Source organism: Burkholderia sp. Ac-20353 (assembly GCF_017104785.1).
In the GTDB taxonomy this organism is placed as follows: Bacteria; Pseudomonadota; Gammaproteobacteria; order Burkholderiales; family Burkholderiaceae; genus Burkholderia.
This window is the reverse complement of record NZ_JAAGPL010000059.1, coordinates 15,528-30,336: the sequence shown is the minus strand read 5'-3', so window position 1 is coordinate 30,336 and position 14,809 is coordinate 15,528. Positions and strand designations below refer to the sequence as shown.

The window sequence follows — 14,809 nt, the reverse complement described above, 5'->3', positions numbered from 1 at the left end:
CGGCACGGATGCAGACGGCGCTTGCGCAGGTGTCGGCACTTGGCGCGGCTTCGGCGCATGCCGCGCCTGAGGCAACGGCTTCGGCGGTGTCACCGGCTTGGGTGCGGGCGCTTGCGGCAGCGGTTGCGGTGCGGCCGTCATCTGCAACGCGATTGGCGGCGTAACGACCGGTTCGTGCGACGCGGGCTGCGCGTGCAGCCACGCCGCGATCAGCACCGCATGTAACACGCCGACGACGAGCACGCCGCCCACGGCCTGACGCACGGTTACAGGACCGCCGTCACGCGCGTCGAGCGATGCATCGGCGCTCGCACTCGCCTGCCGCGACGCGGCAGTCGCACCATGCCGCGCCCCGGCGACGAGCACTCGCCACGCCGCGCGCCGCCGCTGCGCCAGCGCGGGATCTCCCACGGTCAGCGACGCGGCGCTCACAGGTCGAACCTCGCGTTGAGCGCGAGCGTGCGCGGCGCGCCGACGAAGAGGTAATCGGACTGCAGGAAGCCCCAGTAATGGCGATTGAAGATGTTGTCGACTTCGGCGCGCAACGTCACGCCATGGCCGCCGATCGTCGTGCGATAGCTGAGGCCCGCGTTGAACAGCGTGTAGCTCGGCAGCACAAACTGGTTGTTCGCATCGGCCTTCATGCTGCCGTAGTAATGCGCGTCGACGTTCGCGGTCAGGCCTTGCAGGCCCGGAATGCGGTCGCTCACCTGCAACGTGGCCTGCCAGCGCGGAATGCCCTCGACGCGATTGCCGACGAGATCCGCTTCGGTCTCGTTATACGTGCCCGATTCCCACGCGGTGCTCGCTGCGACGCGGAAACCCGCGGGCAGATCGACGCGGCCGTTCAGTTCGAGGCCATTGATGCGCACCTTGCCGTTCGACACGTACACGTTCTGCGCATTGCCGTATTGCGCGCCGCGCTCGATGCGGAACAGCGCAGCGGACGCGCCATAATGCCGGGCGTCATACTTCACGCCCACTTCGTATTGCTTGCTCTTGATCGGGTCGAGCACCTGGTCCGCGTTCGCGTAGCCTTGCGACGCCGTGCCGCCGTCCTCGAGCGCCTCGACGTAGCTCGCGTAAAACAGCAGGTCGCTGCGCGGACGAAACATCAGTGCGAGCGTGGGCGTGACCGGCGTCTTCGTATAGGTGCTGCCGGCCGTGCCGGGCGCGGTATACGACGTCTGGCGATAGCTCGTGTAGCGAACGCCTGCGAGAATCGACCAGTATTTCAGGAAGCTCAGCGTGTCGCTGGCAAACAGCGACTTCTGCTGCGAATTGAAATTGTTGTACTGCAGGCCATAGTTGAACGTGCCGTTCCACGTTCGCGGCGTGATCGGGTTGTAAAGGTTGTTCGAGCCGATGTCCGTGTACAGCGCCTTCGGCACGGTTTTCTTCGACAGCCACTGTTCCGACGCGCCGAGCACGACCTGATGATCGATCGGCCCCGTCGAGAACTTGCCTTCGAGCGTCGCCTGCACGATATCGTAAATCGACGAGCCGCGAGCACGGTTCAGGGTCGTATCGAAATCGCCCTGCGGATTGAGCAGATCGAGCCATTGCCCCGAGTAGCTCCGTTCGTCCTTGCTATGGCTGTAGTCGATGCTTGCTTTCCACACCGGATCGATCTGCCAATGCAAGCCGCTGCTCAGGAAATAGACGTTCGAATTGAAGAACGTATCGCCGTAAGCGGAAAGATTCGTGCGTCCGCTCGGCGCGCGCGGCACGCTCGTGCCAGTGAAATTGGTGAGCTTAACGTCCTGAATGCCGCCGTCCACCTTGCGCGACTGATAGAGACCGTCGAACGTCCATGTGAGCGACTGGGTCAGGCGAGCATCGAGCGACAGCGACTCCGAATTGCGCAGCACATGCGCGCCGTTATACGTATCGCCCTGCTCGTGCGCGATGTTGAAGCGATAGCCGAACATGCTTTGCGGGCCAAAGCGTCCGCCCGTGTCGATGTGTTCGCTGACAATGCCATCGGAGCTATAGCCGACATCGGTACTGAACGTGAACGTGTCGGTCGGCTTCTTCGTCACGAAGTTGATGATGCCGCCCGGCGCACCGAAGCCATACATGAAACCGGACGCGCCTTTGAGCAACTGAATCGATTCGAACGACTCGACGGGCAGTTCGACCGTCGTCATATAGAACGGCAGGCCGTTGATCTTGTAGCCGTTGAAATCGTCGAGCGCCATGCCGCGAACATTGATCGAATACGCGTTGAACGAATACGTGTCGCCTAACGACAGCACCGCCGCGTCCTCGGCGAACACCTTGCCGAGCGACTTCACCTGACGGTCTTCGAGATCCTGTTGCGTGACCACGCGCGTGGAAAATGGCGTTTCCAGATCCGAACGCGTGCCGAGCGCGCCGCTCGACACTTTCGGCGCCTGCTGGCGCGAACCCTGCACCGTCACCGTGGCGAGGCTGCGTACGGTGTCGCTCGACTTTGCAACTGGCGCTGCAGTCTGCTTGCCGGGTGACGTTTTCGTCGGCGTAGCCGACGATGCGTCATCGTTCGTGCTGTTTTCGTCAGCGGCGTACACGTGGCCTGCCGTCAACAACCCCGCACCGATCAGCATGGCAGGAAGCACGCGCTGATGGAGAATTCCTGTTTTCAATTTTAGTAGTCCGATATGATGTGGAGAGTCCGAAGAACACCGAAGCTGAATCGACACTTCCACGTGTCAGGTTTAAGCCGAGAGTGACCGCTCGATGTACGTGCTCAGAATCTCGATGAAATGCTCGAAAGCCTGATCGGGAATCGACGGATTCCGAACGAAAAACTCCTGCAGACACAAACCGCGAATGAAGCACACGATCACATAGCGCGTGAGCGACGGTTTGGGCGATTCGTCGATGCACGTATCCACGGGGTGACCGCTCTTGTCGTCGCCGATCGGGTGCGACAGCAGCGCCGTGTTGAAACGCTCTCGCAGATCCGCGTCGTTCTGCAACGCCCAATAGAACTCCAGCGACGTCGGAAAGGTTTCGCGCATCTGCGCGCGCCATGCCGTCACCTCGTCGCGCACGCTCGCGCCGGCTGCGATGCGCCGTTCGAGCATGCCGATTCTCGTGCCGATCCACTCGACATACGACGCCACGAGCAACTCGTTCTTGTGCGGAAAATGATGAAGCAGCGCGCCGCGCGACAGTCCCGCACGCTGACAGATTTCGCTGATGGAAGTCTTCGCGAGGCCCACGTCGTTGACGCACGCCAGCGTCGCGTTGATCAGTGCGTTGCGGGCTGCAGAACTGCGCGCGCGCTGTGAACGCCTCGCAGGTTTCCCGATATCGGATGTTGTGTTCGTCATGATGCTTGGCGCGTCCGTCTCACCCCGCGTGCGATCGGACTGCGGCTCATTGATGTTGCTCGTCGAAGCCTTGCTGCATTGCCGCAGCAAAACAGTACGATTGGTATGTTATTGAGCGGGCATCGACGTGTCCAAGAAATTTCCGTCACATGCTTATCTGGAGAATCCACTCGTCCGTACGGTTTCAGGCGGATGCGGACCACACCTGGTCCGGTCGCTCCGCGTGCAATGCATGCGGAGCGACCATCTTGCGCGATCGCTTCCCCCGGATATGCGATGGTCGCGCGAGCGGGTTCAGCCGAGCGTCACGTCAACGCGTCGCGGCTCCGATGGGATCGTGACGAGCTCGCCAATGTGCGCCGCGTCGCACAGATCGCCGCGCGCTTGCTGCAATGAAGCGAGACGCTGCGCCGTATCGCCGACGCGGACGACGGAAACAGCGGCCTTCATCGACACTTTCGCGTCCGACTTTGCCCGGCGGATATCGCGCAGCACGTCGGACACGACGGCGACGAGCGCGCTGTCGGCGCCTGCGCCAGCCAGCACCTCAAGCGATGCCGCCGAGGGCCACGCCGAACGATGGATCGATCCCGGCTGCCACCACGACCAGCACTCTTCGGCAGCGAACGGCAGGAACGGCGCGAACAGCCGCTGCAACACCGACAACGAAGCCGCGAGCGCACGATGCGCGGAAGCCGCGCGCGCATCGTCTCCTCGTGCGCGGCGCTTCACGAGCTCCACATAGTCGTCGCAGTACCACCAGAAAAAGGCTTCGACATGCGCGAGCGCCTTGCTGTAGTCGAGCGCCTCGAAGGCCTCTGTCGCGAGCGTCACGACCTCGGCCAGACGCGCGAGCATCGCGCGATCGAGCGCCTCGGCAGGCGGCGCGTCCTGTGGCTCGCCGAAGCCAAGCACGAACCGGGAGACGTTCAGCAGTTTGAGCGCAAGGCGGCGGCCGTTGCGCATCTGCGTTTCGTCGAACGCGGCGTCCATGCCCGGGCGCCCCAGCGCGGCCCAGTAACGGACGCCATCCGAGCCGTGCGTATCCAGCAACGCGGTGGGCGTCACCACATTGCCCTTCGACTTCGACATCTTCTTGCGGTCCGGATCGAGGATCCAGCCGGACAGCATCGCATGCGTCCACGGCAAATGCGCGCTCTCCAGATGGGAGCGCACGACCGTCGAGAACAGCCAGGTCCGGATGATGTCGTGCGCCTGCGGGCGCAGGTCCATCGGAAACACGCGTTCGAAGCATCCGTCCGGTTCGCCCCACGCGGCGGCAATCTGTGGCGTGAGCGAACTGGTCGCCCACGTATCCATCACGTCGCTTTCGCCGATGAACCCGCCGGGCTGACCGCGCTGATCCTCGCAATAGCCGGGCGGAACAGCGCCTTGCGGATCGACGGGCAGCGCCGCTTCGTCTGGCCGGATCGGTGCGCCGTAATCGGGCTGGCTTTCCGCGTCGAGTGGATACCACAGCGGAATCGGCACGCCGAACACGCGCTGACGGCTGATCAGCCAGTCGCCGTTCAAGCCGCCCACCCAGTTCGCATAGCGGCTGCCCATGAATGGCGGATGCCACTGAAGCCCGGCGCCGCGCGCGAGCAACGCGTCGCGCAGCGATGCATCGCGTCCGCCGTTACGCAGATACCACTGGCGCGTCGCGACGATCTCCAACGGTCGATCGCCTTTCTCGAAGAATTTGACCGTGTGCCTGACCGGGCGCGGTGCGCCGATCAGGCAGCCGGCCGACGCGAGCTGAACGGCAATCTCGCGGCGCGCGTCGGGTAGCGGCCTGCCCGCGATGTGCGCATAGGCGCGGCTGCCTTCGTCCGAAGCGAGCCATGCAGGCGTATCGTCGCGCAGGCGGCCATCCTCGCGGACGATCGCACGCGTCGGCAGTGCAAGTTCGCGCCACCAGACCACGTCGGTCAGATCGCCGAACGTGCACACCATCGCGATGCCCGAACCTTTGCCGGGATCGGCGAGCGCATGGGTCATCACGGGAACGTCGAACCCGAACAGCGGGCAGCGCACACGCGTGCCGGCGATTGTGTGAAACCGCGCGTCATCGGGATGCACGACGAGTGCGACGCATGCGGCGAGCAGTTCGGGCCGGGTGGTGGACACGATCACGTCCTGGCCATCCGCATCGATGAACCGGAGGTCATGCCACGCGCCGTCGATCTCGCGATCTTCGAGTTCCGCCTGGGCCACCGCGGTCTGGAACGTCACGTCCCACAGGCAAGGGGCTTCCTGCTGATAGAGCTCCCCGCGTTGCAGATTGCGCAGAAGCGCACGCTGGCTGATACGCTGTGCGCGCGCATCGATCGTCGCGTAATTGAGATCCCAGTCGACCGAGATGCCGAGCCGCACGAACAGCGCGCGAAACGCTGCCTCGTCGATGGCGGTCAACTGGTGGCATAGCTCGATGAAATTGCGGCGGCTGATCCGCTGGAACGATGCACGCTGTGTCGGCACCGGATCCGGCGCCCGAAAGTCTGGCTCGTAGCGCACATGCGAATCGCACACGACGCCATAAAAGTTCTCCACGCGGCGCTCCGTCGGCAGGCCGTTGTCATCCCATCCCATCGGATAGAACACGGTCTTGCCGGTCATGCGCTGGAAGCGCGCGATGATGTCGGTGTGCGTGTAGCTGAACACATGACCGACGTGCAGCGAGCCGGACACGGTGGGCGGCGGGGTGTCGATCGAATACACCGATTCGCGCGTGGCGGTGCGGTCGAACGCATAAATGCGCCGGGTTTCCCAGCAGGCGCTCCACTTTGCTTCGATTCCTTCGAGTCCCGGTTTCTCCGGAATAGCGCGGCTGACGAGCGGTGTCGTTGATTGAGGGGAGGGAGAAGCGTTTGAAGGTGTGGCTGTCGAGACGATCAGCGCGGCGTTACGTTTAACGGTGACATAGCATCCTCCATGGGTAAGGGGAAAGGACATCCGTTCTTGTAGAACGGATGTCAATTTATAGACGATTGTGGTGATCGCCGCAATCCCCGTCGTTGGCCCCGCCTTGGCCCCGTCAATCGACCGGCAGGTCAGACACCGTGCGCGCTCATTTCAATCGCCAGCAGCAGCACGGACAGTCGATTGACATACGCCGTCATCTGATCGACCTCGTCCTGCTCTGGACGAGGCGTATATGCGTCACACGCGCCGCCGGGTTGAGGGTCACCGAACGCCCCGCTTCCAAAAGCCGTTGCAGAATCAACGATAAATTGACGGAATGGCTGCGCCAGCGATGGATCGGCCTTGAACGCCTGTAGCAGATACCGCATGAAAACCCCGGGTCCGGTCTCATAGTCTCCATCGTCGCTACCCGGCGATTGCGCGTTTGCCCAATCGCTTTTTCCGACGACCAGCCATGGAAGGAGGAAGCGACCAATTACACCGCCATAGCGACGAGGCTTGTAGCAACTTTCGAACACGCCGGCAACGATGCGCGGGTACAGCGCGAAAGCAGCCGGTTTGACTGACAGTACGCTTGCCGCCTCTGCCTCGCGAAGCGCACCGAGGAGCAGCCCCTGGTCGCCAGTCCAGATCAGATCCTGCTGGTAAGCGGCGTCCCAATGTGCATCATCGATCGGATAAAACGTCGATACCCGCTCCCGGACGAGGCACCCTTGCGTCGTCGGCAGAACCAGCGATGCTTTGGCGTCGCCGGTTTTCGTCATCCACCGGTCCAGCCAGCCGATCTGGTCCATCCATGCCTGCAGACATGCCTCCCTCCTCAATCCAGACTGCTCGAAGACCGTAGCGAAAGCCGGGTTACCGGACGCTTGCCAGATACGTAGCGTGAGGATCGCGTAGAGCCCGTTTGTTACCGTGTTCTGTACCGGATTGAGGTAATTGAACCAGCCATTGCCAGCATCAGCCTCGACGACCGGCACAGGATGGCTGTCAGCTTTAATGGGTGAATTCCACGCGCCGCCCGGCAAATAGCGCGGTCTCAATCGCAGTTTCTGATCGTGCGTACCCGTGCCCCACGTATCGTCGATTGCGTTCCAGACATTGGGCGCGCCGATGTTGGGTGTGTGTGCGTACGCATAGTCTTCCCAACCGGGAACATCCATGAACGGGTAGATTGCCGTGTTGGCAAGCGACCATCCCGGCCCATGCATATACGCCCACGCATTGATCGCAACCTTCAAAAAGGCTTCTCGTTGCTGGGCAAACGTGTTGTTTTGCGCCGCACGCAGCGCCGCTATTCCAATCCACCCGAAATCATCCCACCAGTTGCCGGCTTTCTGCGGATTCAGTGCGTCCAACGCGACCTGCGCATAAGGTGACGCGTCGACGCCGCAGATCGAAAAATAATCCAGAAGCGTGTCCATCGCCCACGCGTTACGCCACACGTTCTGTGAGTTTTCCCATCTGGGCAGGATTTCCTCATTGAACAGACGCGACGCTTCATGCGTGAACGCCGTCGAGTCGACTGTCAGCTCCTGCGGCGAACTGCCCCGAATGCGTTCGCCTTCCCATGCATTTCCATTCATTTCGTGTCTCCATGGTCTCCATGTTCTGCCGCCCGCCCATCGATGCTTCGATCGTGCACGTCCGATTCGCAGCACCTCGCCTTCTGCCGGACCACATGCGATCACGATCGAGGCGATTTATCGAGCTAGTCCATGCGAAGGGGGCAGCGACGCGCGCCGGACATCCGGGGCGATTTCGATTGCAACACTCAGCCTCGGGTCAAGTTGGTTCGAGCGGTGCGACGCCGAAGATGTAATGGATGCCGAGTTCATGCGGCGCGTCGAACACGTCATCGCGCGCCCAGCGCGGTTGCTGCGCGTCAGTCTCACTCGCCATACGGCCCCCGAATCAATATTTTTCCGGCAATTGACATGTGCCCGTCAATTTCCCGTCCCGCAATCACGGTTTATTACAAATGCGCGTATTTTTTATTTCGTTCTTGTCGCTCGACTGCCACCTCGTCGCAAGACGCCATCCCGCTCGGCCTGCTTGCGGCAGGCGACCACGCGGTGCGATTTACGTGGCCTGAGTATAGGTAGGCGGAGAAAAAGCAAGCAATTGAAAATTGTTATTACGAATGCCTAATAATTGCACTTTGCCGATTAATCGACAGGCTGCGATTCATGTCCACATTTTTCACTGATAAAAAATATCTGCTTCGATCAGGTTCGATGACTGTCCGACGATGTCCGGCAGTAAAACGCGGTCCTGTTGCAATGGCCGAACCAGATGTACAGATGCATACGGTTTTCCGGTGAAGCCTCGGTCGACGAGGCGCGGCTGCTCCAGGACGACCAGGGCATTGCCGCCTGCGCGTGGCGGCAGAATCCGGACGCCTCGTCCGACGCCTTCCGCAACGGCCCACTGCAGGCGCTCGGACAGCGGTTCGAGCACGCCCCCGTCTTCCTGTTGGCAAGGTTCGTGCCACTGACCGTGCCGGCTCGTGCGAACTTCCGGCTGCCGATTCAACGGCATCCTTGATCTCACGAGATTTACAGATCATATTTGATCGATAATATATTTTAACCGCTCAAATATGATCTATAAGTCTCCGCCCGCTTTGACGGACGTCGTGCACTGCGGTAGAATTCCTCCAACCCTCACACGACGCTACAACCACTCAAATGAGTAACCTAAAGCATGATGATCGCTCAAATATGAGCGGTAAGCGCTCGGGAGAGTCGTTGTCGACACCGGTGGCGCGCGCCGTCAAAAAGCTCGGTACAGACTTGGCGCTGGCGCGTCGGCGGCGCCATCTGACGCAAGCATCAATGGCCGAGCGTCTGCGGGTTTCCGAGGCCACGGTGCGTCGAATGGAACGCGGTGACACCGGCATCTCGATCGGGACAATCGCGCAGGCGTTCTTCGTCCTCGGCGAGCTGGACAAAATCACCCGGCTGCTCGACACGGCATCCGACGATATCGGCCTGTCCCTCATGAACGAGCAATTGCCCCAGCGCGTACGCAGGAAGCGCATCAAATCGGACTCGGGCGCCCTATGAGCAAGCCGGCCGCAAGACAGGTCGTCAAGGTCGCGCTGGGCGAGGCGGCGCGGCCGGTCGGCACGCTCACCCATAGCAAGGACGGCGGACGCGAATTCACGGCGTTCGCCTACGACGCGACGTGGCTCGCGGCGGCGGACCGCTTCGAGTTGTCGCCCGACCTCGCGCTCGTCGCGGGACACCAGTTTCGCAAGGCGCCGTCGAAGGACGATTCGATTTTCCACTTCGCGTTTGCGGACACCGAGCCGGATGGCTGGGGATGCCGCGTCATTGCGCGCGACCATGCGAAGCGACGCAAGGCAGCCCGGGCAGCGGGCAACCCCGCGCCCGGCGCGGCGCTGACCGAGATGGATTACTTGCTTGGTGTGGACGACCAGAGCCGTATCGGCGCGGTGCGCCTGATCGACGAGGCCGGTAACTTCCTGCGCACCATCGAGGATGGCGGCCGCGGCACGCCGCCGCTGCTCGAACTGGCGCAGCTCATCGGCGCCACGCGTGCGGTCGAGATGAACAAGGAAACGGAGGCCGACCTGAAGTATCTGCGCGGGCGCGGCACCTCGCTCGGCGGCATGCGGCCCAAGTGCACGATACTCGACGAAGACGGGCACCTGGCTATCGGAAAATTCCCGAGCATCAAGGACGACCGTAGCGTCACGCGCGGCGAGGTGCTGGCCCTTCACCTGGCCGCAGCGGCCGGCGTCACCGTCGCCAGGTCGCGCATCGTCATGTCGGATGACGTGCCGGTCGCGCTCGTGCGTCGATTCGATCGGGTCGGCGGCGGGCGCATTCCGTATCTCTCCGCCGGTTCAATGCTGCAGGCATCGCGCGCGGACGAGCATGCGTACACGCAGATTGCCGACGTCATCATCACGCGCTGCGCGGACCCGGCACGCGACCTCGAGGAGCTGTGGCGTCGACTGGCGTTCAACCTGCTCATCACGAACGTGGACGACCACGTGCAGAATCACGGATTCCTGCATGTCGAGCACGGCCAATGGCGGCTTGCGCCGGCCTTCGACATCAACCCATTCCCGGACAAGGACCCGGAGCTGAAGTTGTGGCTCACCGGGGATTCCGGGCCAGTCGATTCCATTGCGGACGTGCTGGACATAGCCTCGTACTTCTGGCTGTCAGAAGACGACGCAAAGCGCGCGCTCGCCGAGGTATGCGCGGCGGTCCGGAACTGGAAGGCGATCGCAAAATCAGCGCCAGTCGGCATGAACAATGACGACCTCGACGCCTTTGCGCCGGCATTCGAAAACGGGCAAATGCGCGTCGCCGCTGACTTGCTGGCATAGCAGCAATCGCTCATCGTGCCCCACACGACCGGAACCTGGCGCCCGGCTTGGAAGCGGCGCACGCGTGCCACCAGCATACGAGCGCTCTTGGCCATCGCTGTCTTGCCGACGTATTTACCAACTTCGTCGCAATCTGGCGCAGACCAGGCCGTCGCGCCGGACAGGCGGCCCCAGGTTCGTCGGCCGTCCAGATGGAGACCGATTCGATCACACATCAGGCCAACGTCGATGATTCCCCCCATATACTCCCGACCAGTATTGACCTATACTGCCGCCCAGTATCATGACTTTCGCGACGCCATGCCCCATTCACCCGAAGAAAAGAAGCGCGTCCTGACACGCGTGCGTAAAGTTCGCGGACAGTTGAACGCCCTCGAACGCGCGCTCGAAGAAGGCGCGGACTGCGGCCCGGTGCTCCAGCAGCTGGCAGCGATCCGGGGCGCGATCAATGGGGTCATGGCTGGCGTACTCGAAAGCCATTTGCGCGAGGAGTTCACCCAACTCGCGGACTCTGCACCGCCCGCCTCGGGGTCGATCGATGACATCGTGAGTCTCGTTCGATCCTACCTGCGCTGACTGGCGAGGGGTCTCCAACCTGCCGATCCGTTCGACAAAATTTTAATAGGACTGCCATGAAATCGCGTGCCGCTGTTGCCTTTGAGGCTGGTAAACCGCTGGAGATCGTCGAAATCGACGTCGAACCGCCTCGCAAGGGCGAGGTCCTGGTCAAGATCACCCATACCGGCGTTTGTCATACCGATGCTTTCACATTGTCCGGGGATGATCCGGAGGGGCTGTTTCCTGTCGTGCTGGGCCACGAAGGCGCCGGCATCGTGGTAGAAGTCGGCGAAGGCGTGACGAGCGTGAAACCCGGCGACCACGTGATCCCGCTGTACACCGCCGAGTGCGGAGAGTGTCTGTTCTGCAAGAGCGGCAAGACCAATCTTTGCGTGTCCGTGCGGGCAACCCAGGGCAAGGGCGTGATGCCCGATGGAACGACGCGCTTCAGCTACAACGGCCAGCCCATCTATCACTACATGGGTTGCTCGACGTTCAGCGAATACACCGTCGTCGCCGAAGTGTCGCTTGCGAAGATCAATCCGCAGGCGAATCCGGAGCAGGTTTGCCTGCTGGGCTGCGGCGTCACCACGGGCCTCGGTGCGGTGAAAAACACCGCCAAGGTGCAGGAAGGCGATACCGTCGCCGTGTTCGGCCTCGGCGGCATCGGGCTGGCCGTGATCCAGGGCGCCAAGCTCGCCAAGGCCGGGCGCATCATCGCGATCGACACCAACCCCGGCAAGTTCGACCTCGCGCGTGCGTTCGGCGCCACCGATTGCGTGAACCCCAAGGACTCTGAAAAGCCCATCCAGCAGGTGATCGTGGAGATGACCGGCTGGGGCGTCGACCATAGCTTCGAGTGCATCGGCAACGTCAACGTGATGCGCGCCGCGCTCGAATGTGCGCACCGCGGCTGGGGGCAATCCGTCGTCATCGGCGTGGCTGGCGCCGGCCAGGAAATCTCCACCCGTCCGTTCCAGCTTGTCACCGGCCGCCGTTGGCTCGGCACCGCGTTCGGCGGCGTCAAGGGTCGCTCCGAATTGCCGGGGATGGTCGAGGACGCGATGGCCGGCAAGATCGAGCTTGCGCCGTTCGTGACCCACACGAAGGCACTCACCGATATCAATGAAGCGTTTGACCTGATGCACGAAGGCAAATCCATCCGGACCGTCGTGCATTTCTGAAACTCGCGAAAGGAGACAGACCATGGCAGTCGCTATTCACCCGTCGGTTGACCGCGGCATCGAGAAAGGTGCCGAGCATTTCGCTGGTGGCACGCTGCGCTGCCGGTGCGCGGACGAACCCGTCGAGGTTCGCGTCGATTCGCAGGTCGCGTTCAACCACGCATGCGGATGTACCAAATGCTGGAAGCCGGCCGGCGCGCTGTTTTCGGTCGTCGGCGTGGTGTCTCGTGACAAGCTGTCGGTCACTGCGCACGGTGAAAAGCTGAAGATCGTGGACGAAAGCGCGCTGATCCAGCGGCACGCGTGCACGGTCTGCGGCACGCACCTGTTCGGCCGTATCGAGAACAGCGCGCATGCGTTCTATGGTCTCGACTTCATTCACACCGAGTTGTCGACAGACGCTGGCTGGGACGGCCCGGGCTTCGCGGCGTTCGTCTCGTCGATCATCGAAAGCGGAACGCCGCCGTCCGCGATGGCCGAAATACGTCAAACGCTGCGCGACAAAGGTCTGGAACCCTATGATTGCCTCAGTCCGGCGCTGATGGACCTTCTGGCCATCCAGGCGGCCAAGGCCAAGGGCACGTATCGCGAGGCGTGATTCACGGCGAATGCGCTGCGCCGGATGTCGGACGTGGCGCGGACACTCTTATGCGCCGCAGCGCATAAGAGTGATCCTTGTTCGCCCCCTGATTCGCGGGAGTCCCGCAAGTCATACGCGCCGCCCTACGCGCGGGCGTTGATGGTCGCCACAACCTGCTCCACGCTTGCCAACACGTCGTCCAGTGCAGGCACGTCGCGGAAGATCATGCCCGCCATGGCAGCATAGTCGCGTCGCAGGGCTTCACGCATCGCAGCGGACGGCATAAGCGTAAACGAGCCATGTCGGGCAAGGTCTTGTCCCAGAAGGTTCGCTCTGGCTCGACTGTCATCACATTGGTCATCCGCAGTGTCCGAAAAATGTAGACAAATTTCGGACATATTCCACTTTTCACGCATCTGCGGACTGACTCACGCTGTGCCACGCTGGATACTGGGCACAGAACACCTGCACACTTTGCTCCCAATGCCTGCTGCCTGCCCCCTGACTTATGAGGCCGCATCAGGGTCAATTGGACGAAACGCACTTGCGGCTTTTCCGGGGGAACGCGGCTGCAGCCCCGACGATGCATATCGTCGATATATACGATTGACATCTCGTGCAGAACATGGAAAGATGCCGCACATCGACATCAACCATATGCACGATATGAACAAGAACATCGATACATCGACTCCGGCTGACACCACCAGTACGCTCCTCAACGCACCTCCGTTCACGCTGGAAGCGTTTCGCGGAGACATCGCCAACGTCGTGATGCACTATCTGCGCGCACTGGGCTGCATCACCGGTGACGCGGCGCTTTCGACTCCCGTCACGCAAGCCGCGTTCAAGGTCACAAATCTCACCGGCCTGTTCAATCCCGAGTGCGTCGCGGCTGATATCGGCCTGACTTACGAGTGCATCCGGGACACGAGTTTCGCGCGCCTGATGGACGTGCTCTACGACTTCGCCTTTCACGGCCGGCTCGATGCAAGTGCGGAAGCCATGGCGTACGAAAGCACGTACATGTGGATCGCCGATCTGCTGATGGACGCCCGTGAAGGTCACTACGCCGAGCAGTGGGATTCCTACGGCGCAGCGATCAGCACGAGCGCGGAGAACTGCCTGCTCGTCGCCGAACTCGCCAACGCGCGCCACATTCTCGAAGGCGGCGAGGGTTTCTCGTACTTTTCGCGTGGCCGCGGCAAAGGCGACGACTCGACGCTCGACGGCCTGACCATCCGTCAGATGGCCCTGCTGGCCGGCATGGAAGAAATGAGTGTGCGCGCGGCGGCCAATCCGAAACGTGCCAATCCGCTGAAGACGGATAACGACAACGGCCGGACCTACATCGCGCGCGATATCGCGAAAGCGTGGCTGCAGAGCAAAGGCCGGTATGTCCCGGTCATGCGTTACTGGAGCGCCGGAGAGGTCAATCTGAAGCAGCGCCGCTTCGCGAATCCTCACGAACTGGCTGAAGCACTGGAAGCGCGACGCAACGCGCTGATGGCGCACCGGGGCAGCACACTGCACCGCGCACTGGTCGCCGCCGGGGTTCCGTTCATGAAGGCATCCGCCGGGTTCTGCATCGACCCGGACATCGTAGAACGCTTCGACGATGCGGACTTCATGACGCGCATTGCAGAACTGCTCGACCTCCCCACGGACTGGCTGGTGCTGCGCGCGCAGGAAGCGTTCGCGACCAGGCGTCTCGCAGAAATCGAGCGGCAGCTAAGGGCACTGGGTCAGTCATCGGACTAAGTCACTCACGCTCGCGCGTGCCCGGCAAAGCCATGACCCAATGTTTTTCCGGGCTACGCCGTGGTCAGCGCCGAAGGCGAGGTCGTGACGGCCGCGCATCGCACAACCCATTTCA

The 14,809-nt window shown here is 62.1% G+C and carries 12 protein-coding genes and 1 pseudogene; 6 read left to right on the top strand and 7 right to left on the bottom strand.

Annotated features, from left to right (window positions below; all coding sequences use genetic code 11):
• The 6 genes and pseudogenes from G3N94_RS18555 to G3N94_RS18530 all read right to left on the bottom strand — a co-directional run.
• Positions 1 to 432 (bottom strand): annotated as a pseudogene (locus tag G3N94_RS18555) (hypothetical protein); the annotation flags it as partial.
• Positions 429 to 2,627, bottom strand: a complete 2,199-nt coding sequence (locus G3N94_RS18550; protein WP_241021934.1) for a TonB-dependent siderophore receptor — start codon at positions 2,625 to 2,627, stop codon at positions 429 to 431. The gene G3N94_RS18550 and the pseudogene G3N94_RS18555, both read right to left, overlap by 4 nt.
• 72 nt (positions 2,628 to 2,699) lie before the next feature.
• On the bottom strand, positions 2,700 to 3,320 hold the full coding sequence (locus G3N94_RS18545) for a TetR/AcrR family transcriptional regulator (protein ID WP_205794071.1): 621 nt from the start codon (positions 3,318 to 3,320) through the stop codon (positions 2,700 to 2,702).
• Positions 3,321 to 3,614: 294 nt separating this feature from the next.
• Positions 3,615 to 6,143 carry a valine--tRNA ligase gene (gene valS, locus G3N94_RS18540; protein ID WP_346778714.1) on the bottom strand — a complete coding sequence of 843 codons (2,529 nt, stop codon included), beginning with the start codon at positions 6,141 to 6,143 and terminating at the stop codon, positions 3,615 to 3,617.
• Positions 6,144 to 6,373: 230 nt separating this feature from the next.
• Entirely contained in the window at positions 6,374 to 7,831 is a 1,458-nt protein-coding gene (locus tag G3N94_RS18535; RefSeq protein ID WP_205794069.1) for a hypothetical protein, read from the bottom strand.
• Between the two features lie 616 nt (positions 7,832 to 8,447).
• Positions 8,448 to 8,705: a hypothetical protein gene (locus tag G3N94_RS18530; RefSeq protein ID WP_205794068.1), complete on the bottom strand. Its 258-nt coding sequence runs from the start codon at positions 8,703 to 8,705 to the stop codon at positions 8,448 to 8,450.
• A 290-nt stretch (positions 8,706 to 8,995) separates the two neighbouring features.
• Between G3N94_RS18530 and G3N94_RS18525 the strand changes: the two genes are divergently transcribed.
• The 5 genes from G3N94_RS18525 to gfa all read left to right on the top strand — a co-directional run bounded on the left by G3N94_RS18525 (position 8,996) and on the right by gfa (position 12,951).
• Complete coding sequence (locus tag G3N94_RS18525; protein WP_241021933.1) at positions 8,996 to 9,313, top strand: helix-turn-helix transcriptional regulator; 318 nt, start codon at positions 8,996 to 8,998, stop codon at positions 9,311 to 9,313.
• Positions 9,310 to 10,611 carry a type II toxin-antitoxin system HipA family toxin gene (locus G3N94_RS18520; RefSeq protein ID WP_205794066.1) on the top strand — a complete coding sequence of 434 codons (1,302 nt, stop codon included), beginning with the start codon at positions 9,310 to 9,312 and terminating at the stop codon, positions 10,609 to 10,611. The genes G3N94_RS18525 and G3N94_RS18520 overlap by 4 nt, the downstream gene beginning before the upstream one ends.
• A 300-nt stretch (positions 10,612 to 10,911) precedes the next feature.
• Positions 10,912 to 11,187, top strand: coding sequence for a formaldehyde-responsive transcriptional repressor FrmR (gene frmR, locus G3N94_RS18515; protein WP_205794072.1), 276 nt, complete (start codon positions 10,912 to 10,914; stop codon positions 11,185 to 11,187).
• A gap of 56 nt (positions 11,188 to 11,243) precedes the next feature.
• The gene (locus G3N94_RS18510) at positions 11,244 to 12,353 is read left to right on the top strand and encodes an S-(hydroxymethyl)glutathione dehydrogenase/class III alcohol dehydrogenase (protein WP_205794065.1); all 1,110 of its coding nucleotides are present in this window, start codon (positions 11,244 to 11,246) and stop codon (positions 12,351 to 12,353) included.
• 22 nt (positions 12,354 to 12,375) lie between these two features.
• Entirely contained in the window at positions 12,376 to 12,951 is a 576-nt protein-coding gene (gfa, locus tag G3N94_RS18505; protein ID WP_205794064.1) for an S-(hydroxymethyl)glutathione synthase, read from the top strand.
• Between the two features lie 125 nt (positions 12,952 to 13,076).
• On the opposite strand, the gene G3N94_RS43005 is transcribed toward gfa, so the two are convergent.
• Positions 13,077 to 13,202 carry a hypothetical protein gene (locus G3N94_RS43005; protein WP_277398557.1) on the bottom strand — a complete coding sequence of 42 codons (126 nt, stop codon included), beginning with the start codon at positions 13,200 to 13,202 and terminating at the stop codon, positions 13,077 to 13,079.
• 364 nt (positions 13,203 to 13,566) lie between these two features.
• Between G3N94_RS43005 and G3N94_RS18500 the strand changes: the two genes are divergently transcribed.
• Positions 13,567 to 14,694, top strand: coding sequence for a hypothetical protein (locus G3N94_RS18500; RefSeq protein WP_205794063.1), 1,128 nt, complete (start codon positions 13,567 to 13,569; stop codon positions 14,692 to 14,694).
• The last annotated feature ends 115 nt before the right edge of the window (positions 14,695 to 14,809 follow it).